The sequence below is a fragment of the Streptomyces sp. NPDC048671 genome (assembly GCF_055587045.1).
In genome coordinates this window covers 721,954-743,309 of sequence record NZ_JBVJHB010000001.1, presented here as the reverse complement: position 1 = coordinate 743,309, position 21,356 = coordinate 721,954, and the positions used below count along the sequence as shown (strand labels likewise).

The window sequence follows — 21,356 nt, the reverse complement described above, 5'->3', positions numbered from 1 at the left end:
CTGTGCGGAGAAGCGAATTTGTGCGCAGGGGGCACCGGTGACGCAGGAGACGGGTTCGACGACGAGGGCCGGGGCGGTCCAGCGGCTCGGCGAGAGGTGGATACGGGAGCTGGCCGGGCCGGGCGGCGGGAGCTTCGTGTGCTCGCCGGCCGGGCTCTGGCTGGCCCTGGCCGTGGTCGCGGCAGGAGCCCGCGGGGAGACCGCCGACGAGCTGCGGGCGGTGCTGGGGGTGGCGGAGCGGCAGGCCGCCGACGCGGTGACGGCCGGGGCGCGCGAGCTGGCGGCCACCGACGCGCTGGGGGTGGCGACCCGGGTGTGGACCCGGGTGCCGGTCCACCGGGAGTACCGGGAGGCGCTGGCGGACATCGGTTTCGGGCCGATGGACGCCACCGGGGTCGACGCATGGGTGCGGGAGGCCACCGGCGGTCTGATCGAGCGGCTGCCGCTGGACATCAGTGAGGAGATGCTGCTGGTGCTCGTCAACGTGCTGGCGCTGAAGGCACGATGGGACGAGCCGTTCGAACCCGAGGCCACCCGGGACCTGCCGTTCACCGACGCGGCCGGAGTGAGCCGTGCGGTCCCGACCATGTCCGCCACACGTGGGCCGTGGGACGGCTGGACGGTACGCGGCACCCACGTCGTCGAGCTGCGCTGCCGCACCGAGCGCCCCGGCGGCGCCCCGGCACGGGTCAGGCTGGTGCTGGGGGAGCCGGGCGCGGGAGCGGCGGACGTACTGCCGGCGGCCTGGGCGCCGCAGGCGTTGCGCAGCCCGCTGGACGCGGACGTCCTGAGTATCGCCGTCCCGCGATTCACCTTGCGTACGAACGTTCAGGTCACCGAGCAGCTGGCGGCGCTGGGCATCCGGGTCTCGACGAGCGCCGCCGCCGACTTCGGGTGGATGTCACCCGAGCCGCTCAGGATCTCCCAGGTGGTGCAGGAGGTGGTGGTGAAGGTCGCCGAGGAGGGCGTGCAGGCCGCCGCCGTGACCGTCATCGCCGCCCCCGCCGGCGCGGCGCCCGTGCGGCAGCGCTTCCTGCACCTCGCCTTCGACCGCCCGTTCGGGATCGTGGTCCTGGACGGCGGTGGCGAGGTCCCGCTCTTCACGGGCTGGCAGGCGGACATCCCGGTGCAGGGCTGAACCCCGCGCTCACCGCAGTGGTGGCGGTGCGGTGACCGGCGGCGGCGGTGCGACCGGCCGCCGCCGCCGGGAACGCACCAGCAACAGCACCGCCGCGACCGCCACCGCCGTTCCACCGAGCAGCGACAGCACCCAGGCCGGAACGGGCCCCACGGTCAGCAGCTCGTCGCGGTAGTACGTGGTCCGGTACGGGGTGTCGGCGGCAACCGCCCGCAGCTCGTGGTCCCCGTCGATCAGCTCCGGCCTCGGGAACGACTGCTCGATCGCCGTGACGAACACCGGCTTCCCGCCCGTCAGCGCCCCCAGCGCCGGGTACGCGCGCTTCTCCTGCCCGGCGCCGACCCGCCCCGCGTAGGTCACCTCGGGCGGCTCGCCGCCGATCGCGCCGCGCGGCTCCATCCGGTTCGCCGCCAGCACGTACAGCCCCAGCGACTGCGGCGTCCTGGCGAGCCGGGACAGCCGCATCGGGTAGACCGGCCCGTCGCTGGCGAAACGCAGCCGCAGCGGGTCGAGCCGGCCGAGCAGCGGACCGCCCTTCTCCTGAGGGGCGAGGCGGATCGCCACGTACTCCCACTTCTGATCGACGTAGGGCCGCAGCGCCGTCGACAGCCGGTCCGGCAGCTCGAAGCCGTTGTCCGTCAGCCAGCCCTCCAGGGCCGCCGGGTCGGTCGCGGTCAGCCGGGCCACGTCGAACGGCCCCAGCCGCTCCCGGCCGACCACCCCGACCGGCGCGGCCGCCGAGGGGGCCGCGCCGGAGCCGGACGCCCGGTCCGAACCGCCGAACGGCCAGTCCTTCGCGCGCGGCCAGAAGTAGTGCCGCGTCTCGTGGACCGGCGCGGTGAGGGTTTCGAGCTCGGAGAAGAGCGCGGCGTCACCCAGCTCGACGGTGGCCCGGTGCGGCACGGGCATGATCCACGCCGCCGCCGGGGCGTTCCCGTGAACGGTGAGCCGCATCACGATCTGCTCGGTGCCGCCGGACCAGCTGACCACGGAGGTCTCCCGGTCGACCGTGACCTGGCTGTTCCGGTCCACCACCATCGCCCCGCAGCCGCAGGCGTACGCCGGTGCGATCAGCGAGCCGAGCTGGAGCGACACCAGCATCATGAACAGCGAGAGCGCGCGGACCGCCCACGCACGCGATCCGGCCCGTACTCCTTGACCCGTTTGATCCGTCCCAGCCCACCGCATGTCCCGGCTCCTCCCCCGTCGGCCCTGGTCACGGGCTCAGACGTGGGGGCGCCCCGGCCGGTTCCGGCCGTCGGGTCCCGGCCCGATCGAACGGCCGGGCATCCTTTCGGACAAAAGCCGGATGACAGTCAGGCGAAGAGGGGGTTGATTGGGTCTACCTCATAGCGCAATGCGAAGGTTTCACAGCATGCCCGGATCGAGGGCCGGCACAAGATGGCGGGAGGGTCGGCTCAGCGTGGCGAATGCGGAGCACAGTGTGCGCGGAGATGCGACGACAGGGGCGAGGACCGGGGCGGCTCGGGCAGTTCTCTGGCTGGTCGTGGCCGCGTTGGCCGTACGGCAGATGGCGGTGGTGCTGCGGCAGCCGCCTGGCGAACGGCTCACCGATCTGGAGACCTGGACCGGTGAGAACGGTGTGCTTCATGTGACGGGCTCGCTGTACGACACCGACCGGTTCACCGGCACTCCCTTCGCCGGGCTGGTGCTGAAGCCGCTCACCCGGACCGCCGAACAGAGCCTCGGGGTCGCCTGGACCTTCGGTTCGCTGCTGCTGGTCGCCGCGCTCGGCGTCATCGCGGCACGCGCCCTGCCCGGCCCGGTCAACCGGCGCACCGCGCTGTTCGCGGCGCCCGTCGCGATCACCCTGCTGATGCTCTCGCTGCCGGTCCGCAACGCCCTCTACCTGGGCCAGACCAGCATTCTGCCGGTCCTCCTGGTGCTCGTCGGCTGCTTCGTGGTCCGCGGGGAACGCGCCTCCGGCGTCCTGATCGGCGTCGCGGCCGCGCTCCAGCCGACCGTGCTGCTGTTCGCCGCACTGCTCTGGCTGACCGGGAGACGCCGGGCGGCGGTGACCGGCGGCGCCGCGTTCGCCGCCTGCACGGTACTGGCCTGGGCGGCGATGCCGCACGACTCGTGGACGTACTGGGTGCACCACGTCGCCGGGGCCGGACTCGGCGACCAGGCGGACAGCCTCGCCAACCAGTCCCTGCACGGCGCGCTGCTCAGGTTCGGGCTGGAGGGCCCGCTGGAGATCGCGCTCTTCCTGGTGCTGGCCGCGGCCGTCTGCTTCGTCGGTCTGCGCCGCGCCGCCCGGTACGCCCGCGACGGCCAACTGCTGCTCGCCGTGGCCGTGACCGGCTGTGTCGCCGTCGCCGTCTCGCCGACCGCCTGGCAGCACCAGCTGCTGTGGGTGCTGCTCGCGGTGGTCGGCCGGGTCGGCAGACGGGCCTCCGACCGGCTGGTGTGGCCGGCCGTCGTGATCCTCGTAGTCACACTGCCGGGCACGATGCTGCTGCCGAACATCGAGACGATGTTCCCGGTACGCGACAACGTGCTGCTGATCGCCGCGCTCGCGGCCGCGTGCGTCGCCCCGTTCCTGCCGCGTACCTCGCCGCACTGGCAGCAGCCCGTCCCCACGGACTACGCGGCCCCGGTCCCCGCCCGCTGGAGCCGGGTGCCGCTGCTGCCGTTCTGGCGGCGCGTGCTCAGCAGGCCCAACCTGCTGCTGGAACTCCTGCTGATCAGGGTCGTCTACTCCGCGTACCAGCAGGTCAGGCTGGCCGCGACGGCCGGCCGTGCCACCGCGGAGCACCACGGGCGGCAGATCCACTCGATCGAACAGTGGCTGCACATCGACATGGAGCACTGGGCCAACCACGCGGTGGTCAAGGTCGGCTGGCTGCGGGACTTCTTCGACTACTACTACTCGACGTTCCACTTCATCGTGCCGCTGACGATCCTCGGCGTGCTGTACGTACGCCGCCCCGCGGACTACCGCTGGGTCCGCAGCTCCATCGGGTTCGCCACGCTCCTGGCCCTGGTCGGGTTCTGGCTCTACCCGCTGGCCCCGCCGCGGCTGATGCCGGGGCTCGGCTTCATCGACACGGTCCACGGCGTCCAGGACTTCGCGAAGCCCGACTACGGGACGCTGACGGGCGTCACCAACCAGTACGCCGCGATGCCCTCGCTGCACTTCGGCTGGTCGCTGTGGTGCGGGGTGGTGGTCGTGATGCTCGCGCCGAAGGTCTGGATGAAGCTGCTGGGGGTGCTGCATCCGCTGTTCACGGTCTCCGCGATCATCGCGACGGGCAACCACTGGGTGCTCGACGCGGTGGGCGGGGCGGCGGTGGTCGCGCTCGGCTTCGGGCTGACCTACGTGCTGTCCGGTCCGCGTCGGCTCCAGGAGCCCGCGGCGAAGGCGGCGAAGGCCGGACGGCCCCCGGCGGCCGAGGAACCTCCCGAGGCCGAGCGGCCCCCGGCAGCGACGGTGGAGGGCGAAGCGGTGGCCGGCAAACCGTAGCCACCGCGCCCGCCACCCGGACGGCTCAGCGGCTCAGTGGGCCGGCCCCAGCGCCCAGGCGGCGAAGGACAGCGTGAGCATCGACACCACCGTGGAGGCCACCACGGAGTTGCGGGCGAGGCTGGTGTCCAGGCCGTACTCGCGGGCGTAGATGAAGGCGTTCTGCGCCATCGGGAGCGCCGAGCAGAGCACCACGGCCAGCACCTGGTGCTCCGGCAGGCCCAGCAGCGGACCGGCGACGAGGAAGGCGACCAGGGGCTGCGCCAGGGTTTTCAGCGCGACCGCGACCCCGACCTCCGCCCGGCCCGCGACGCGTCCGGTCGCGCCGGCCGGGCCGCCGTGCAGGGAAAGGCCCAGTGTGACCAGGGCCGTCGGCACGGCCGCGGCGCCCAGCAGGTCGCAGGAGTGGGTGAGGGCGGCCGGCAGCCGAAGCCCGGAGGCGGAGACGGCGACTCCGAGCAGCGAGGCCATGATGACCGGATTGCGCACCGGCATGGTCAGCATCCGCCGCAGCCCGCCGCCGGGGCGCCCGCCGCCCGCCCGGGTCCCCGAGTCCAGCAGGGTCAGGATCACCGGTGAGACCAGCAGCACCTGGAACAGGATGACCTGCGCGACGAACGAGGCGTCGCCGAGCACCTGCACCGCCACCGGGATGCCCAGGTTGGCGGAGTTGACGTAGCCGGACGCCATGCTGCTGATCGCCCCGTCGGCCCTCCCGCGGCCGAAGAACCGCCGGGCCACCACGTATCCCAGAGCGGACACCAGCGCCGTGGCCGCCGCGAACGCCACCACCGACAGATGGGCGAAGTCGGCCGGCCGGGACCCCGACACCATGCTGAACAGGGCGGCGGGCATGGCGACATGGAAGACGAACCGGCCGAGCACCGCTTCGGCCTGCGCCCCGAGGAGGCCACTGCGGCCGACGACGTACCCGGCAGCGGTCAGCATCCAGATCGGCGCGAAGGCGGAGAGCAGGGCGTGCATGCCCGCCATGATCCCGCCACGCCCGTCCGCCCCCCCCGTGCAGGGGTGCGGACGGGCGTACCGGAACAGCCGGACAGGCCCCGCCCGGCGGCGCGTTCCGGGCCGTCCTCAGCCGTTCGTGGTGCTCACCTGGAGCTGCTTGATGCCGTTGAGCCAGGCCGACCGCAGCCGCCGCGGATCGCTGACCAGCCGCAGGTCCGGCAGCACGTCCGCGATGGCGTTGAAGATCAGGTCGATCTCCATCACGGCAAGGGACTTGCCCAGGCAGAAGTGCGGACCGCCGCCGCCGAAGCCGAGGTGCGGATTGGGATCGCGGGTGATGTCGAACTTCTCCGGGCTCTCGAAGACCTCGGGGTCGTTATTGGCCGAGGAGTAGAACAGCCCGACCCGGTCGCCCTTCTTGATCTGCTGACCGCCCAGTTCGAGGTCCTGGGTGGCGGTGCGCTGGAAGGAGACCACGGGCGTCGCCCAGCGGACGATCTCCTCGGCGGTCGTCTCCGGCCGCTCGCGCTTGTAGAGCTCCCACTGCTCGGGATGGGTGAGGAAGGCGTGCATGCCGTGGCTGATGGCGTTGCGGGTGGTCTCGTTCCCGGCCACGGCGAGCAGGATGACGAAGAAGCCGAACTCGTCGGAGAGCAGATTGCCCTCGCCCTCGGCGGCGACCAGCTGGGAGACGATGTCCTTGGCCGGGCACTCCTTGCGCGCCGCCGCGAGATTCATCGAGTACGAGACGAGCTCCATGGCCGCCTCGGCACCGATCTCCTCGGTGATCGCGTACTCCGGATCGTCGTACGAGGCCATCTTGTTGGACCAGTCGAAGATCCTGGTCCGGTCCTCCTGCGGTACGCCGATCAGCTCGGCGATGGCCTGGAGCGGCAGTTCGACGGCGATGTTGTTGACGAAGTCGAACGAGCCGTCGTCGTCCGCGCCGGCCAGCGCCGTCTCGACGATCGAGCGCGCCCGGCTGCGCAGCGCCTGTTCCAGGGAGCGGATGGCGCGGGGGGTGAAGCCGCGCTGGACGATCTGGCGGACGCGGGTGTGCTCGGGCGGGTCCATGTTCAGCATGATCAGCTTCTGGACGTCGATCTGGTCGCGGCTGATCGTCTCGTTGAAGCGGATCACCGCGGTGTTGGTGTTCGACGAGAACAGCTCGGGACGGGTCGAGACGTACTTGACGTCGGCGTGCCGGGTGACGACCCAGTAGCCCTCGTCGTCGAAGCCGGAGATACCGGCGGGCTGGGTGCACCACCAGACCGGTGCGGTCTCGCGCATCCGGGCGAACTCCGGGTGCGGTATGCGGGATTGGAGCAGGTCGGGATCGGTGAAGTCGAACCCTTCGGGCAGATGGGGGCAGGGCATCGGCAACTCCAGGTCGGTCCGAGAGCCGCCCGAGCGATGTCTGACGACCCATCAGAAGTTGCCCGAAAGGTAGTAACGAGTTCTACAACTGACAAGAGGCATGGCCGGATCTGTTGCGTGAAGTGCCGTTGAACCAGGCCGGTTTGTGGTGGGTCCTGGCCATGAAGCACGGGCAAGGTCCGTGCAAGCCTCTTGCGTACCCGGGGTAGTCCTCATAAGACTGCACACAGAACTAGAACGCGTACTAGTTCCTTCCGTGGGCGCCGGGACGCCTCTGCGGAAGTGCGAGGAGAGGACGAGCTCATGGCCGCGGAACCCGTCATCGTCGAAGCCGTACGCACTCCCATCGGCAGGCGCGGAGGCGCGCTCGCCAATCTGCACCCCGCCTATCTGCTGGGTGAGACCTACCGTGAACTTCTCGGCCGGACCGGCATCCACGCCGACTGCGTCGAACAGATCGTCGGCGGCACCGTCACCCACGCCGGCGAACAGTCCATGAACCCCGCGCGCAACGCCTGGCTCACCGTGGGGCTTCCGTACGAGACCGCCGCGACGACCGTGGACTGCCAGTGCGGCTCCTCGCAGCAGGCCTCCCACATGGTCGCCAACATGATCGCGGCCGGGGTGATCGACGTCGGCATCAGCTGCGGGGTCGAGGCGATGTCGCGGGTGCCGCTCGGCAGCGGCTCCAAGCACGGGCCGGGCAAGCCGTGGCCCGACGAGTGGAACGTCGACCTGCCCAACCAGTTCGAGGCCGCCGAGCGCATCGCCCGCAAACGCGGCCTCACCCGCGAGAACGTGGACTCGCTCGGACTGATCTCGCAGGAGCGCGCGGCCGCCGCCTGGGCCGAGGAGCGCTTCAAACGGGAGACGTACGCGGTCCAGGTGCCCACCACCGAGGCGGAACAGGCCGCCGGGCAGGGCATGTGGCGGCTGGTCGACCGCGACGAGGGGCTGCGCGACACCACGATGGAGGGGCTCGCCGGGCTGAAGCCGGTGATGCCCACCGCCATCCACACCGCGGGCAACTCCTCGCAGATATCCGACGGCGCCTGCGCGATCATGTGGGCGTCCAAGCGCATGGCGCGGGCGCTCAAGCTCAAGCCGCGGGCCCGGATCGTGGCCCAGGCGCTGGTCGGCTCCGACCCGCACTTCCACCTCGACGGCCCCGTCGACGCCACCCGCGCGGTGCTCGGCAAGGCCGGGATGTCGCTCAAGGACATCGACATCGTGGAGATCAACGAGGCCTTCGCGTCCGTCGTGCTGAGCTGGGCCCAGGTCTTCGAACAGGATCTGGAGAAGGTCAACGTCAACGGCGGTGCGATCGCGCTCGGCCACCCGGTCGGCTCCACCGGGGCCCGGCTGATCACCACGGCCCTGCACGAACTGGAGCGCAGGGACAAGGAGTTCGCGCTGATCACCATGTGCGCGGGCGGCGCGCTCGCCACCGGAACGATCATCCAGCGGCTGTAGCGGCCCGGCGGGTCCCGGCGGGGGGATGCCCCAGTCCGATGGTGCTCTCAGGTGCACCCTCGGGCGGGGGCGTACGCGGATGTCGGGGCCGGCCGGCAGGGCGCTCGAAAGCGGCGCCGACCAGCGGTTCACCCTGCGGGCCCTGGCCCCCGTCTCCGGCCCCTACGACCCAACCACAACGAGACATTTCTGAAGTCGGCTCCGCAGATCGTGCGCTGGTTCGACGCCGCGGCCGCGCGGCGCTGACCCCGGGCACGGACGCCGACAACCCCGACCGCGGCGCGGTCGGGGTTGTCGGGTCACTGCCGGAAGGAGTCCGGGCCGGCTCAGTACCAGCTGTTGGACTGCCAGAACGTCCAGGCGCCGCACGGGCTGCCGTAGCGGGAGTTCATGTAGTCCATGCCCCACTTGATCTGGGTGGTGGGGTTGGTCTGCCAGTCGGAGCCGGCGGACGCCATCTTCGAACCGGGCAGGGCCTGGACCAGGCCGTAGGCGCCGGAGGAGGCGTTGGTGGCGCTCGGGTTCCAGCCGCTCTCGTGGCTGACGATGTTGCTGAAGCACTGGAACTGCGCCTCGTCACCGATCAGCTGCCTGGCCGTGTCCTGCGCACCGCCACCGGCGGCGGCCGGTGCGGCGGACGGGGCCGCCATGGCGGAGGACGTGCCCACGGCCAGGCCGCCGACGCTCATGAGTACGGCGGCGCCGGCCATGACGGTCTTGCGGCGGGCGGAGCGGGGCTTGGCGAGAAGGGTGCTGGCGAACGACACAGGGAACCTAACGTCGGGAACGGATGAGTCGCCCGCCGGTCCGAATCCTGCCTGGCCCGGTGCTCGTTGACCGCTGTCCGTTCCGGTGGACGCTGCGGTGCTCGGCGACTTCTCAAGTGTTAGCGGCGCCGTTCAACCACCGCAATGACCCCCGGTACGACCCCGCTTCGCACCCAGGACCAAAGGTCCCGAACCGCCCCAAAACGCTTCATAGCAGGTCGGAGGGGATGGAACGGGGGTCGGCGTACCGTCCCCGCCGCTCCTATCCCGCCTAGTACAGGACCAAGGTCCTGTGGGTGCCCTCACTCCCGCGGGACGTCGAATGTGACCTGGGCCTCGAAGGCGGCGCGGCGGGTGGCCCTGCGCAGCGCCTTCAGCAGCGCCGCCCCGACGGTCAGCGTCAGTACGACGGTGAGCACGGACCGGCCCAGGTCCCAGCCCAGCGAGGTGGCCGTGCAGTACGCGAGGAAGCGCACCAGGTTCTCGGACAGCGGGTCACCGGGGTGGAAGGAGATACCCGAACCGAGGCCCGGCACGATCGTCCACCCGTACAGATTCATGATCGTCCCGTACGCGAACGCCGCCACCGCCCCGTACGCCGCCAGCATCAGCAGCTCGGCGCGCCCGCGCAGTCGGTCCGGTGCCGGCAGCAGGCCCGCGCCCATCGTGAACCAGCCCATCGACAGCATCTGGAACGGCATCCACGGGCCCACCCCGCCGGTCAGCAGCGCGGACGCGAACATCGTCACCGAGCCGAGCACGAAGCCGAAGCCCGGCCCCAGTACCCGCCCGCTCAGCACCATCAGGAAGAACATCGGCTCAAGACCCGCCGTGCCCGCCCCCAGCGGCCGCAGCGCCGCGCCGACCGCGGCCAGCACCCCCAGCATCGCCACCGCCTTCGCGTCGAGCCCGGCGTCCGCGATCATCGCGACCACCACCCCGACCAGCAGCGGCAGCAGCGCGGCGAACAGCCACGGCGCGTCCTGCGAGTGCGCGAGACCCGAATCGGCCCCGGCCAGCAACGGCCAGCCGAACGCGACCACCCCGATCGCGCTGATCAGCACCAGCGCGGCGACGGCCCGCGGTCCGAGCCGCACCGGCCGCGCCCCGCGCCCGCTCGTCCCGCTCACGCGCCACCCCCCAGCGCCCCGCGCACCTGCGTCACGGTCAGCCATTCCTGCGGGGCGAGGATCTTGGCGATCTGCGGGGCGAACGCCGGGGACGACATCACGACCTCCGGGGTCGGCCCGTCCGCCACCACCTCCCCGTCCGCGAGGATCACCACCCGGTGCGCCAGCTCGGCGGCCAGCTCCACATCGTGCGTGGCCAGCACGATCGCATGGCCCTCGGCCGCCAGCGCGCGCAGCACCCGGACGAGCCGGGCCTTCGCCGCGTAGTCCAGGCCCCGCGTCGGCTCGTCCAGGAGCAGCAGCGGGGGCCGGGCGGTGAGCACGAGGGCGAGCGCCAGGGCGAGCCGCTGCCCCTCGGAGAGATCACGGGGGTGGGTGTCGTCCGGTACGCCGGGCAGCAGCTCGGACACCAGGGCCCGGCAGCTGCCCGGCGCGGCGCCCGCGTCGGCGTCCGCCGCCGCGCACTCGGCCGCGACCGTGTCCGCGTACAGCAGATCGCGCGGCTCCTGCGGTACGAGGCCGACCCGGCGCACCATCTCGCGCGGCGGTGTCCGGTGCGGGGTCCGGCCGCCGACCAGGACGCTGCCGGAGGTCGGCTCGACCATGCCGACGAGGGCGGCGAGCAGCGTGGACTTGCCCGCGCCGTTACGTCCCATCAGCGCGACGGCCTCGCCGGGCGCGACGGTGAGCGTGACCCGGCGCAGCGCCTCGACCCGGCCGCGCCGCACCCCGAGCCGCTCGATCCGGGTGGTGGCGTCGGTGACGGGCCCAGGCGCGGCGCTCTCCTGCGGCCCCCGGCCGAACAGTCTGGCCAGGGCGCCACGGCGCGCGGCGGGGCGGGGCGCGGCGGTCACCTCGGCCGGGAGCGTCGGCCCGGCCGTACCGGAGACTGGCCCAGGCCGCTCGCCCGCCAGGGCCTCGCGCATCCCGGAGGCCCGCCGCCGGGCGTCCCGTACCGAGAGCGGGAGCGGGTCCCAGCCCGCCAGCCGCCCCAGCGCCACGACCGGCGGATGCACCGCCGACACCGCCATGACGTCGGCGGGCGCGCCCATCACGGGGGCGGCGCCCGGCGCGGGCAGCAGGACGACCTGGTCGGCGTACTGCACGACGCGCTCAAGCCGGTGCTCGGCCATCAGGACCGTCGTCCCCAGGTCGTGGACGAGCCGCTGGAGCACCGCGAGGACCTCCTCGGCCGCCGCAGGGTCCAGCGCGGACGTCGGCTCGTCCAGCACCAGGACCCGGGGGTGCGGGGTGAGGACCGAACCGATCGCGACCCGCTGCTGCTGACCGCCGGAGAGCGTGGCGATCGGCCGGTCCCGCAGCCCCGCGAGGCCCAGCAGATCGAGGGTCTCCTCGACCCGCCGCCGCATCACGTCCGGGGCCAGGCCCAGCGACTCCATGCCGTACGCCAGCTCGTCCTCGACCGTGTCGGTCACGAAGTGGGAGAGCGGGTCCTGACCCACCGTGCCGACCAGGTCGGCCAGCTCGCGGGGCTTGTGCGTGCGGGTGTCGCGCCCGCCGACGGTGACCCGTCCGGTCAGCCGGCCCCCGGTGAAGTGCGGTACCAGCCCCGACACGGCACCCAGCAAAGTCGACTTGCCGACCCCCGAAGGGCCGACGAGCAGCACCAGCTCACCCTCCGGAACGGTCAGATCGACCCCCGACAGGGTGGGGCGCTCCGCCCCCTCGTACCGCACCGAAACATCGTCGAACCGGATCACACCTGCTCCTCGAAGCCTGTGGGGGAAGGCGGGACGGGCGCGACCAGCGCGGGCAGCAGACCGATCAGCACCGCGGCGGCGGGCCACAGCGGCAGCACCGGCGCGGTCAGCGGGACGACACCGGGGTGCAGCGCCGCCGGATCCGCGCCGCCCGCCCAGATCATCGCCACCGCGACCGCGGCACCGGAGCCCGCGACCAGCCAGGCCCGCACACCCCACCGGTCGGGCCGGTAGCGGGTCCGCACCGAACGCGCCCCGCCGAGGCGCAGCCCGGCCATCGCCGCGACCAGCCCGGCGATCAGCAGCGGCAGCCCGTACACCGCGCCCTGCGCCGCCAGCAGCCCGTACGTACCGGCGCAGACACCGAGCAGCCCGCCGAGGGTGAGGACGTTGGTGGTGTGCCGGACGGCGGCCGGCACCTGCGCGGTGCGCCCGTAGCCGCGCGCGTCCATCGAGGCCGCCACCGCGACCGAGCGCTCCAGCGCCCCTTCCAGGACCGGCAGCCCGATCTGGAGGACGGCCCCGACGCCACCGGTCGGCCGGCCGCGCAGCCGGCGGGCGGTGCGCAGCCGCACCACGTCGGCGACCATGTTCGGCGCGAACGTCATCGCGACGACGACGGCCACCCCGGCCTCGTACAGCGCACCGGGCAGTGACTTCAGCAGCCGGGCCGGGTTGGCGAGGGAGTTCGCCGCGCCGACGCAGATCAGCAGGGTGGCCAGCTTCGCCCCGTCGTACAGCGCGAAGAGCAGCTGCTCGGCGGTGACCCGGCCACCGATCCGGACGCCCTTCGCCCACTCCGGCAGCGGCACCTCGGGCAGCGTGAACACCACATGCGTGCCGGGGATCGGCGATCCGAGGAACACCGAGAAGAGCAGCCGCACCCCGATGACGAACAGCCCGATCTTGATGAACGCCCCGTAGGACCGGGCCCACGGCGCGTCCGTCCGGCGCGCGGCCACCACGTACCCCGCCACGCCCACCAGCAGGCCGAGCAGCAGCGGGTTGGTCGTCCGGGACGCGGCGGTGGCGAGCCCCAGCGCCCACAGCCACCACGCCCCGGCGGGCAGCGCGTTGCTCCGGGTCGCGGCGGGCGCGCGCCAGGCGGGGACCGGGGAGGGGCCGGACGCCGCACGGCCCGCGGTGCCGGTCACCGGGACCTCCCCGGTGCCGGCCGTCGAGCCGTTCATCCGCGGCGGCGGCGGGCCTGCGCGACTGCGGCGATGCCGAGCAGAAGGACCGCGCCGACCCCGAAGAGCACCCCGGCGGACGGCCCGCCGCCGGAACCACCGCTGCCGGCGGCAGCGGACGCGGACGTGGGAGCGGACGCGTCCGCCGTGGCCTGGCGGCTGCTGTCCCCGTTCCCGGAGACCTGCTCACCGCACCCGGCGACCGGATAGCCGGAGATCGCGCAGAGCAGCGCGTCGCTTCCGTAACGCAGCGGCTTCGCCACCGACGCGAGCGCCTCCGCGCTGCTCGCGTCCTTCGGGACCTGTGCGCACGCGGTACGCGGCGGGGGCGGGGTCTCACCCTCCGGCGCGTCGGCGGCGGTACCGGGGTCGATGACGAGCGCGACGCGCTTGGTGCCGCTCCGGGCGGGGGTGTCCGCGCAGATCTCCGAGAAGTCGGGGGAGCGGCGCGGCTTCGCCGCGTCCTGGGAGTCGGCGCTCACGGAGAACCGGAAGCCCTGCACCGCGCCGTCGTCCGGCCGGACCAGGGACGGCCCCTGGGTGGCGTACGCCCATCCGCTGCCGGAACCGTCCCAGAAGGACCAGTAGCGGTATCCCGCCGCCTGGGCCGGGCCCGTGCCGAGCACGGCCAGGACGGCGCCCAGGACGACCAGCAGCACGGTGGCCCTTCCGGCGCGCCTCACAGCTGCTGGTTCTTCCGGCGGCCGCTGATCAGGAATCCGGCTCCCGCGCCGACGGCGAGCCCGATTCCGACGAACCACCAGAGACCGCCGATGCCGTCCCCGTCGCCGCTGTCCTTCTTCTCCTCGTCCTTGGTGGCGCTCGCCTTCGGCTTCTTCACGGCGGCGGGTGCGGGCCCGGTCGCGTTCAGCTGGGCGACGAGGTCGGCGCCGCCGAAGTCGTGCACGTCGGCGCCGGTCGCGTGGGCGGCCATGACGAGCTGGGCGTAGGCGGCGGGGCCGCTCTGCTCGGCCCAGCCCGCGGAGTTCTTCGCCAGCCACTCGACGGACGCGGCGGCCTTGTCCTTGTGCCCGGCGGCGGACAGCGCGACGACCGCGTCGGCGGTGTTGCCGAAGTCGGGCTGCGGGGCGCTGTCCTCGGCGCCCGGCATCGGCGGCTGGTCGAGGTGACCGGTCTTCGCGAGGGCCCCGGCGAGGTAGTAGGCGCCGTTCTGGGCGGCCTGCTCCGGCGTGAGCGCGGTGCCCTTGTGGCAGCCGGGGTCCTTGACCGCGGCGTTGTCGGCGACGAGGAGCCCCTTGCCGAGCGAGCCGAGCACGCCCGCCGCGGTGGCGTCCCCGTTGGCGACGAGCTTGCCGGCCTTGTCGGGCTGGTAGGCGAAGGCGCCGCCGTCCTTGCCGCCGCACGGGATGGCGAAGGTGAGCAGGGCGGCGTACGGGGTCCTGCCGCCGTGCGTCGTCACATCGCCGAGCTTCTGCCCGGCGCGGGCGAGGGCGCCGATCACGATCGAGGTGGAGTTCGCGTCACTGGCCTGGCCTGCGGTGTACCCCCAGCCGCCGTCCTCGTTCTGCACGGACTTCAGCCAGTGGACGCCGTTGGCGACGAGGTCCTTGTGCTTGCCGACCTCGTGCAGCGCCTGTACGGCGGCCGCCGTCGCATTGGTGTCGATCATGGTCTTGGCGTCGCACGGCACGGAGGAGTCGGGGCGGTACGCGGGGAACGCGCCGCTGTCGCACTGCTGGCCGACCAGCCAGTCCACCGCCTTCTTGGCGGGCGTGACGCCCACGGCCCGCTGCGAGACGAAGGCCAGCGACTGCCGCCACACCCCGTCGTACGTGGGGTCCGTCGTGCCGTACAGCCCCGAGGGCAGCGCCGCGGACGGCGAGGGGGAGGGGGACGGTGCGGCGACCGCGGCGGGGGCCGCGGCCGCACAGAGCACGGTGGCGGTGGCGGCGAGCGCGGCTGCGCTGCGGCGTACGGTCATGGCGGGCGGGGCCTCTCCTGCGGGAAACCGGGCACAGGCACACACAGGCACCAGGCTCCGGCTCCGTATACCTCGACGGTGCCGGCCACCGGGGTCCCGATGGCGCGAGCCGGTCACGACACGGACAGGGCATTCCGGCTGGCCGCCGAAAGGGCGGCATACACGGTTGCGGGTCAGCGCCGGATTCGCACCGGCTTCCCCCTGAACGGGCATGATGACGACTCGCACACTCTACCGGGCAGGTACAACGAGAGCCCCGTGACCGTCCCCGTCGCGCAGTGGCCGCCCTCTCGATCGTGGGCCGGTGGATCGCGGCGGCGACATGCCGGGCCTGTCCGGCGCAGACCCGCGCCCGGTCCCGCACCGGCACGCTGACCCTCCGGTGGCCGGCGCGACCGGCGCGCCCGTCACACCGCGAGGAACAGCGCGCCGTCGTCACACAGCCACGAACGTCACCGGCTCGCTTCCCGTGACCGCCTCCGCGCGCCCCAGTTTCACCAGCCGGCGCAGATGCGCCTCGGCCTCCGAAACGGCGATGTTCCGTGACCCGTAAGGGATCTGCTCCCAGGGGCGGTTCCACTCCATCCGCTCGGCCAGCTGCCACGGCGTGAGCGGTTCGGCGAGGAGGCCGAGGAGGCCGGTGAGGCGCTCCTCGTGGTGGTCGAGGAGTTCCCGTACGCGGCCCGCCGCGTCCGGGAACGCGTACTGGTGGGCGGGCAGTACCTCCGCGACGCCCAGGCGGCCGATCCGCTCCAGGGAGGCGAGGTAGTCCCCGAGCGGGTCGGTCTCGGTCGCGCTGTCCGGGTCCTCGTAGAGGCCGACGTGCGGGCTGATGCCGGGAAGCAGGTGATCGCCGGAGAAGAGGCGGCCGCGGCCGGGCAGGTTGGCCGGGTGGTCCTCCTCCAGGTGGAGGCAGACATGGCCCGGAGTGTGGCCCGGGGTCCAGATCGCGCGCAGCTTGCGGCCCGCCAGGTCGAGGAGTTCGCCGGGCACGATCTCGCGGTCCGGGAGCGCGGCCCGCAGACCGGGCAGGGTGCGCATCCGGCCGCCCTTCTCGCGGGCGGCCAGGAGCGGGGCGATGTGGTCCTCGGGGGCGCCGACCGTGGCCAGCTTCGTCGCGAGGTACGACAGCCAGGTGCCCGGTTCGGACTCCCGGGTGCGGCGGACGATCGCCGTGTCGGCGGCGTGCATCGCGATCCAGGCCCCGGAGGCGTCGCGCACCTGGCCGGACAGGCCGTGGTGGTCGGGGTGGTGGTGGGTGATGACCACGCCGTGGATATCGGCGATGTCCACGCCGACCGTCGTGAGCCCGGCGGTCAGGGTGTCCCAGGCCTCCGGGTCGTCCCAGCCCGTGTCGATCAGGACCGGCCCCCGGCCGGTGTCCAGGACATGGACCAGGGTGTGGCCCAACGGGTTGTCCGGGATGGGGACTTTGATGCTGTGGACGCCTCCACCGTGGTTCATCACCTGCGTCATGGACTCCCCATCTCTCCGCGGTCTCGGCGGCGTGCGGGGTACGGCCACGACGCGCCGCGTCCACTGTAACGAGAACTTGTTCCAGTGGTAGCCCCGGGCACCTGTCTGATCGGAGCGGAGTGCCGCCGGACGGCGAGGGGCCCCCGGGGTCTCCCGGTCATGTTGCTGGTCTCATCCTGACCAGCAACATGACCGGCCGGACGATTCCTAGTCGGCGAGGTCCGTCCAGGCGTTCACGACGTACGACGCGCCCCACGGGTTGGAGGCGACCGAAGTCTGCCCGACCGGGGCCCAGTTACCGAGGATGATGCGCTGCGGAAGTCTGGGGTCCAGTGGGTTGAGCACCGCGTGAATCCGGTGCTGACCGGTACCGCTGGTGCAGAGGCTGGAGAGGCTGCTCCCGGACGAGATCGTGCAGTTGCCGGGTGCTGCCTGGGCGGCGGGCGCCGCGGCCAGCATGATGCCCGCAGCGGCGGCTGCTACAGCCACGGCGGCGACGCGCTTCTTGGGCAGGGGCTTCGCGAACATGGGGGACTCCTTCATCCGATGACGATGCGTGAGTGGGAAGAGGGACATGTGCGGGTGGAGCGTCGAGCGCGATGGTCCGGCTTCGATGGGCGGGTCCCGTGGGGTGCCACGGGCGCCAGCAGACATCAAGGCGTCGACAATAGATGCGAAAGCGGGTGATTACCTGCTTGATCGCCTGTCAAATCCTGCCCAGGTGCGCGGTTTCTGGCAAGAGCGTGGCCAGATTTGGTACAGACCAATTATCGGCCCGTCGGGGGAGTTCGGCGCGGGACGGCGGCGAGGCGGCCGGTGCGCGGCCCCGGTGGGCGTGGCCCATCCGTGGACTACTGGAACTGGAACTGGTATCAGTTCTGACATGGAGTCAGATGCGGGCCGGGAACAGAGCCCCGGAACGCAGGGCTCGGAACCAGTCATCGAGTCGGGTCACGTGCCGCGTCGCGGGAGGCAGCAGCCATGAGCGAGCTTGTCGAACACGGAAAACTGTTCATCGGCGGGGAGTTGGTCGATCCGCTCGGGCGGGAGGTCATCGAGGTCATCTCCCCGCACACCGAGCAGGTCATCGGCCGGGTGCCGCATGCCGCCGAGGGGGATGTGGACCGGGCCGTCGCCGCAGCCCGGCGGGCGTTCGACGAGGGGCCCTGGCCCCGGATGACGTTGGACGAGCGGATCGCCGTCGTCACCCGGATCAAGGACGCGTTCGCCGTCCGGTACGAGGAGATCGCCCGGGTCATCAGCTCGGAGAACGGCACCCCGTACAGCTCCAGCGTCATGGTGCAGGCCCTCGCCGCGATGATGGTGTGGGACGCGGCGATCACCGTCGCCCGCACCTTCCCGTACGAGGAGCGCAGGGACGGGGCACTGGGGCCGCTGCTCGTACGGCGGGAGCCCGTCGGGGTCGTCGCGGCCGTCGTGCCGTGGAACGTGCCGCAGTTCACCGCCGCCGCCAAACTCGCGCCCGCGCTGCTCGCCGGGTGCTCGGCCATCTTGAAGGTGGCGCCCGAATCGCCGCTCGACGCCTACATCCTGGCCGAGATCGTCGCCGACGCCGGGCTGCCCGAGGGCGTGCTGTCGATCCTGCCGGCCGACCGCGAGGTGAGCGAGTACCTGGTCGGGCACCCCGGCGTCGACAAGGTCTCGTTCACCGGCTCCGTCGCCGCCGGACGGCGCGTCATGGAGGTCGCCTCGCGCAACCTCACCCGCGTCACCCTGGAGCTGGGCGGGAAGTCCGCCGCCGTGATCCTCCCCGACGCCGATCTGGACGCCGCCGTCGCGGGCATCGTGCCCTTCGCCTGGATGATCAACGGGCAGGCCTGCGTGGCCCAGACCCGGATCCTCGTGCCGCGTTCCCGCTACGAGGAGATCGCCGAGGCGTTCGCCGCCGCCGCCGGTGCGCTGAAGGTCGGCGACCCGCTCGACCCGGCCACCGAACTCGGACCGCTCGTCGCGCGGCGCCAGCAGCAGCGCTCCCTCGACTACATCAGGATCGGGCAGGAGGAGGGGGCCAAGATCCTCACCGGTGGCGGCCGTCCGGCCTCGCAGGAGCGCGGGTGGTACGTCGAGCCGACGCTCTTCGGTGACGTCGACAACTCCATGCGCGTCGCCCGCGAGGAGATCTTCGGCCCGGTCATCTGCCTGCTGCCGTACGGCGACGAGGACGAGGCCGTACGGATCGCCAACGACTCCGAGTACGGGCTCAGCGGCAGCGTCTGGACCGCCGACACCGAGCGCGGCATCGACATCGCCCGCCGGGTCAGGACCGGCACCTACAGCGTGAACACCTTCAGTCTCGACATGCTCGGGCCGTTCGGCGGCTACAAGAACTCCGGTCTGGGACGGGAGTTCGGGCCCGAGGGGTACGGGGAGTACTTCGAGCACAAGATGATCCACCTGCCCGCCGGGTACGGGGGAGCGTCCTGATGGGCGACCGGTGGAGCGTCGAGGTCGACCGGGGGGTGTGCATCGGGTCGGGGATGTGCGTGAACCACGCACCGGACGGCTTCCGGCTGGACTCCGCCCGGCAGTCCCACCCCGTCGACCCGGAGACCGACGCCAACGAGCGGGTCCTCGCCGCGGCCGAGGGATGCCCGGTCGAGGCGATCACGGTCGCCCTGGCCGACTCGGGAGAGGTGGTGTTCCCCCCGGAGGAATGAGGGCTGCGGGGCCGCGGGTGTGTCAGCGGCCGTCCGGTGTGCCCGACAACAGGTGCAGGCGCAGCGCCAGTTGCAGTTCCAGGGCACGGTCCGGCTCGTTCCAGTCCCGGCCCAGCAGCACCTGGATCCGGTCCAGCCGCTGCACCACCGTGTTGACGTGCACGTGCAGCTCGTCCTTGGCCCGGATCAGGCTGCCGCCCGCGCCGAAGTACGCGCCCAGCGTCCGCACCAGGTGGGTGCCGCGCTGGGCGTCGTACTCCAGCAGCGGCCCCAGCGTCGCCGACACGAAGCCGTCGACGTCCTGCCCGTTGCCCAGCACCACGCCCAGGAAGCCCAGTTCGTCCACGCACGCGCCCTCGCCCGTACGCCCCAGCACCCGCATCGCCCGCAGGCAGCGCGCCGCCTCCGCGTACGCGGCGGCCAGCTCCCGAGGGCCACGGGCGGGGCCCGTGGCGGCGACGGTGACCGGCGTCTGCGCCAGCTGGCCGAGCTGGGCCGCCGCCGAGCGGGCCACGGCCCCGGCCGCCGGGCCGGAGCCGTCCGCCTCAATCAACAGCACCACCCCACCCGCGTGTTCGGCGCTCACGCCATGGGTGTCCCCGCCGAACAGATAGCGCATCGCGGCCGGGGCCAGCCGCTCCCGCGCACCGGTCTCCGCGACCAGCAGCAGATGCGGGCGGTCCAGGTCGATGCCCAGCCGGCGGCCCCGCTCGGCGAGGCCCGCCGGGTCGCGGCCGGTGTCCGTCAGCAGGTCGGCGATCAGTTCGCCGCGGATGCGGTTCTCCGTCTCGGCCACCGTGCGCCGCAGCAGCAGAAGGAGTCCGGTGACCACCGCCGACCGCTCGAACAGCCGGCGGTCGGAGTCGTCCAGCCGCCGGCTCCGGTGCAGCACCAGACCGGCGAGCAGCTCCTGCCCGGCGAGCACCGCGCAGACCACCCGCCCGTCGCGGTGCACGGCGCGGGCCCCCGTACGGGACTCCTCGGCCGCCTCCGCCAGCCACCCGGCGTCCATGCTGTCGGCGGCGAAGCCCGTACCGTCCGGGCGGACCGCCGCCAGCGGGCGCCCGCCCGGATCGTGGATGGTCAGCGGGGAGTCGAGCAGTCCGGCGACGGCCGCCGCCACGTCCTTGACGTCCCGGCCGCGCAGCACCAGGTCCGTCAGCCGGTCGTGCGACTCCTCGGCCCGCCGCATGGCCGCCGAGTGGGCCCGCACCGAGGCGTTGGCCTCGGCCAGCTCGGCGTTCGCCCCCGCCAGTTCGGCGAGGGCCGAGGTGGTGTCGGCCAGGGCGCGGGCGGTGTCGATGGCGATCGCGGCGTGGGCCGCCAGCGAGCACAGCAGGGCGACCTCGTCGGGGCTGAAGACCCGCGGCGCCCGGTCGGCCGCGAACAGGACGCCGATCACCTTGCCCGTGCCCCCGCGGCTGGAGCCGAGCAGCAGCGGCACGCCCAGAATGGCGACCAGGCCCTCGTCCAGCACCCCGGCATTGATGTTGTGGGTGTGGCGGAAGCGCTCGTCGGTGCGGTAGTCCGGGGTCGCGTACGGGCTCGCCGTCTGCGCCACGAGACCGCCGAGGCCCTCGCCGAGTTCGAGGCGCAGCCGCTGGAAGACCAGCGACACCGACCCGTCGGTCACCCGCATATAGGTGTCGCCCGCCTCCTCGTCCGGGAGCGTGAGGTAGGCCGTGTCCGTCCCCAGCAGCATCCTGGCCCGCCGCACGATCGCCTTCAGCACGTCGTCCAGATCGCGGGAGGCCGCCAGGTCGCCCGCCGTGTCGAAGAGCGCGGTGAGCTGGAGCTCGCGGCGCCGGTGCTGGCGCAGGGCGCCCCTGATCCGCAGCGCGGTGGCGGTGGCCCGCTCCACCTCGGCCAGCTCTCCCTCCGCCACCCCGTCGGCCCGCGCCGTCGACAGGACCGCGCCCAGCGCCTCGGCGGGGGCGCCGTCGGCCAGCAGGTCGAAGAGGTACCGCAGATGGGGTGCGGCGGAGGGGGACGGTTCAGACATGGCGGCCAG

17 protein-coding genes and 1 riboswitch are annotated in these 21,356 nt (G+C 72.8%); of the genes, 5 read left to right on the top strand and 12 right to left on the bottom strand.

Going from position 1 to position 21,356, the window contains the following annotated elements:
• The first annotated feature begins 37 nt into the window (after nucleotides 1-37).
• Nucleotides 38-1,138: a serpin family protein gene (locus ACZ6S6_RS03400; RefSeq protein ID WP_362958753.1), complete on the top strand. Its 1,101-nt coding sequence runs from the start codon at nucleotides 38-40 to the stop codon at nucleotides 1,136-1,138.
• A gap of 9 nt (nucleotides 1,139-1,147) precedes the next feature.
• Here the strand turns inward: ACZ6S6_RS03400 and ACZ6S6_RS03395 are convergent, their stop codons facing one another.
• On the bottom strand, nucleotides 1,148-2,239 hold the full coding sequence (locus tag ACZ6S6_RS03395; RefSeq protein ID WP_362958855.1) for a DUF2330 domain-containing protein: 1,092 nt from the start codon (nucleotides 2,237-2,239) through the stop codon (nucleotides 1,148-1,150).
• A 274-nt stretch (nucleotides 2,240-2,513) separates the two neighbouring features.
• Here ACZ6S6_RS03395 and ACZ6S6_RS03390 point away from each other — a divergent pair, with 274 nt between their 5' ends.
• Nucleotides 2,514-4,625, top strand: coding sequence for a bifunctional glycosyltransferase 87/phosphatase PAP2 family protein (locus tag ACZ6S6_RS03390; RefSeq protein WP_362958755.1), 2,112 nt, complete (start codon nucleotides 2,514-2,516; stop codon nucleotides 4,623-4,625).
• Nucleotides 4,626-4,658: 33 nt separating this feature from the next.
• Here the strand turns inward: ACZ6S6_RS03390 and ACZ6S6_RS03385 are convergent, their stop codons facing one another.
• Nucleotides 4,659-5,609 carry an AEC family transporter gene (locus ACZ6S6_RS03385; RefSeq protein ID WP_362958758.1) on the bottom strand — a complete coding sequence of 317 codons (951 nt, stop codon included), beginning with the start codon at nucleotides 5,607-5,609 and terminating at the stop codon, nucleotides 4,659-4,661.
• A 108-nt stretch (nucleotides 5,610-5,717) separates the two neighbouring features.
• Complete coding sequence (locus ACZ6S6_RS03380; protein ID WP_362958761.1) at nucleotides 5,718-6,968, bottom strand: cytochrome P450; 1,251 nt, start codon at nucleotides 6,966-6,968, stop codon at nucleotides 5,718-5,720.
• Nucleotides 6,969-7,271: 303 nt separating this feature from the next.
• Between ACZ6S6_RS03380 and ACZ6S6_RS03375 the strand changes: the two genes are divergently transcribed.
• Nucleotides 7,272-8,441, top strand: coding sequence for a steroid 3-ketoacyl-CoA thiolase (locus ACZ6S6_RS03375; RefSeq protein WP_362958764.1), 1,170 nt, complete (start codon nucleotides 7,272-7,274; stop codon nucleotides 8,439-8,441).
• A 326-nt stretch (nucleotides 8,442-8,767) separates the two neighbouring features.
• Here the strand turns inward: ACZ6S6_RS03375 and ACZ6S6_RS03370 are convergent, their stop codons facing one another.
• The 8 genes from ACZ6S6_RS03370 to ACZ6S6_RS03335 form a co-directional block, all read right to left on the bottom strand.
• Nucleotides 8,768-9,151: an aggregation-promoting factor C-terminal-like domain-containing protein gene (locus tag ACZ6S6_RS03370; protein WP_469703858.1), complete on the bottom strand. Its 384-nt coding sequence runs from the start codon at nucleotides 9,149-9,151 to the stop codon at nucleotides 8,768-8,770.
• 359 nt (nucleotides 9,152-9,510) lie between these two features.
• A complete protein-coding gene (locus ACZ6S6_RS03365; protein ID WP_362958769.1) occupies nucleotides 9,511-10,338 on the bottom strand; it encodes an ECF transporter S component in 828 nt (275 codons plus the stop codon).
• Entirely contained in the window at nucleotides 10,335-12,059 is a 1,725-nt protein-coding gene (locus ACZ6S6_RS03360; RefSeq protein ID WP_469703543.1) for an ABC transporter ATP-binding protein, read from the bottom strand. The genes ACZ6S6_RS03365 and ACZ6S6_RS03360 overlap by 4 nt, the downstream gene beginning before the upstream one ends.
• Nucleotides 12,056-13,213: an energy-coupling factor transporter transmembrane component T gene (locus tag ACZ6S6_RS03355; RefSeq protein ID WP_469703541.1), complete on the bottom strand. Its 1,158-nt coding sequence runs from the start codon at nucleotides 13,211-13,213 to the stop codon at nucleotides 12,056-12,058. Before ACZ6S6_RS03355 ends, ACZ6S6_RS03360 begins: the two co-directional genes overlap by 4 nt.
• Before the next feature lie 32 nt (nucleotides 13,214-13,245).
• The gene (locus ACZ6S6_RS03350; RefSeq protein WP_469703538.1) at nucleotides 13,246-13,932 is read right to left on the bottom strand and encodes an SCO2322 family protein; all 687 of its coding nucleotides are present in this window, start codon (nucleotides 13,930-13,932) and stop codon (nucleotides 13,246-13,248) included.
• Nucleotides 13,929-15,191 (bottom strand): prenyltransferase/squalene oxidase repeat-containing protein, encoded by a 1,263-nt coding sequence (locus ACZ6S6_RS03345; protein WP_362958781.1) that lies wholly within the window; start codon nucleotides 15,189-15,191, stop codon nucleotides 13,929-13,931. The genes ACZ6S6_RS03350 and ACZ6S6_RS03345 overlap by 4 nt, the downstream gene beginning before the upstream one ends.
• 90 nt (nucleotides 15,192-15,281) lie before the next feature.
• Nucleotides 15,282-15,432: riboswitch (cobalamin riboswitch) on the bottom strand.
• Between the two features lie 194 nt (nucleotides 15,433-15,626).
• On the bottom strand, nucleotides 15,627-16,667 hold the full coding sequence (locus ACZ6S6_RS03340) for an MBL fold metallo-hydrolase (RefSeq protein ID WP_469703536.1): 1,041 nt from the start codon (nucleotides 16,665-16,667) through the stop codon (nucleotides 15,627-15,629).
• A gap of 207 nt (nucleotides 16,668-16,874) precedes the next feature.
• Nucleotides 16,875-17,195, bottom strand: coding sequence for a hypothetical protein (locus tag ACZ6S6_RS03335; protein WP_362958787.1), 321 nt, complete (start codon nucleotides 17,193-17,195; stop codon nucleotides 16,875-16,877).
• Nucleotides 17,196-17,648: 453 nt separating this feature from the next.
• Between ACZ6S6_RS03335 and ACZ6S6_RS03330 the strand changes: the two genes are divergently transcribed.
• A complete protein-coding gene (locus tag ACZ6S6_RS03330; RefSeq protein WP_469703533.1) occupies nucleotides 17,649-19,112 on the top strand; it encodes an aldehyde dehydrogenase in 1,464 nt (487 codons plus the stop codon).
• Complete coding sequence (locus ACZ6S6_RS03325) at nucleotides 19,112-19,345, top strand: ferredoxin (RefSeq protein WP_362958791.1); 234 nt, start codon at nucleotides 19,112-19,114, stop codon at nucleotides 19,343-19,345. The genes ACZ6S6_RS03330 and ACZ6S6_RS03325 overlap by 1 nt, the downstream gene beginning before the upstream one ends.
• A gap of 22 nt (nucleotides 19,346-19,367) precedes the next feature.
• Here the strand turns inward: ACZ6S6_RS03325 and ACZ6S6_RS03320 are convergent, their stop codons facing one another.
• Nucleotides 19,368-21,347: a helix-turn-helix domain-containing protein gene (locus ACZ6S6_RS03320; protein WP_362958794.1), complete on the bottom strand. Its 1,980-nt coding sequence runs from the start codon at nucleotides 21,345-21,347 to the stop codon at nucleotides 19,368-19,370.
• Nucleotides 21,348-21,356 lie beyond the last annotated feature (9 nt).

Excerpts from the sequence above, each read along its gene's own strand:
- ACZ6S6_RS03370 (WP_469703858.1), bottom strand. The coding sequence starts at position 9,151 with ATGGCCGGCGCCGCCGTACTCATGAGCGTCGGCGGCCTGGCCGTGGGC.
- ACZ6S6_RS03390 (WP_362958755.1), top strand. The coding sequence starts at position 2,514 with ATGCCCGGATCGAGGGCCGGCACAAGATGGCGGGAGGGTCGGCTCAGC.
- ACZ6S6_RS03335 (WP_362958787.1), bottom strand. The coding sequence starts at position 17,195 with ATGTTCGCGAAGCCCCTGCCCAAGAAGCGCGTCGCCGCCGTGGCTGTA.
- ACZ6S6_RS03330 (WP_469703533.1), top strand. The coding sequence starts at position 17,649 with ATGAGCGAGCTTGTCGAACACGGAAAACTGTTCATCGGCGGGGAGTTG.
- ACZ6S6_RS03375 (WP_362958764.1), top strand. The coding sequence starts at position 7,272 with ATGGCCGCGGAACCCGTCATCGTCGAAGCCGTACGCACTCCCATCGGC.
- ACZ6S6_RS03380 (WP_362958761.1), bottom strand. The coding sequence starts at position 6,968 with ATGCCCTGCCCCCATCTGCCCGAAGGGTTCGACTTCACCGATCCCGAC.
- ACZ6S6_RS03320 (WP_362958794.1), bottom strand. The coding sequence starts at position 21,347 with ATGTCTGAACCGTCCCCCTCCGCCGCACCCCATCTGCGGTACCTCTTC.
- ACZ6S6_RS03395 (WP_362958855.1), bottom strand. The coding sequence starts at position 2,239 with ATGCTGGTGTCGCTCCAGCTCGGCTCGCTGATCGCACCGGCGTACGCC.
- ACZ6S6_RS03385 (WP_362958758.1), bottom strand. The coding sequence starts at position 5,609 with ATGCACGCCCTGCTCTCCGCCTTCGCGCCGATCTGGATGCTGACCGCT.
- ACZ6S6_RS03325 (WP_362958791.1), top strand. The coding sequence starts at position 19,112 with ATGGGCGACCGGTGGAGCGTCGAGGTCGACCGGGGGGTGTGCATCGGG.
- ACZ6S6_RS03340 (WP_469703536.1), bottom strand. The coding sequence starts at position 16,667 with ATGACGCAGGTGATGAACCACGGTGGAGGCGTCCACAGCATCAAAGTC.
- ACZ6S6_RS03345 (WP_362958781.1), bottom strand. The coding sequence starts at position 15,191 with ATGACCGTACGCCGCAGCGCAGCCGCGCTCGCCGCCACCGCCACCGTG.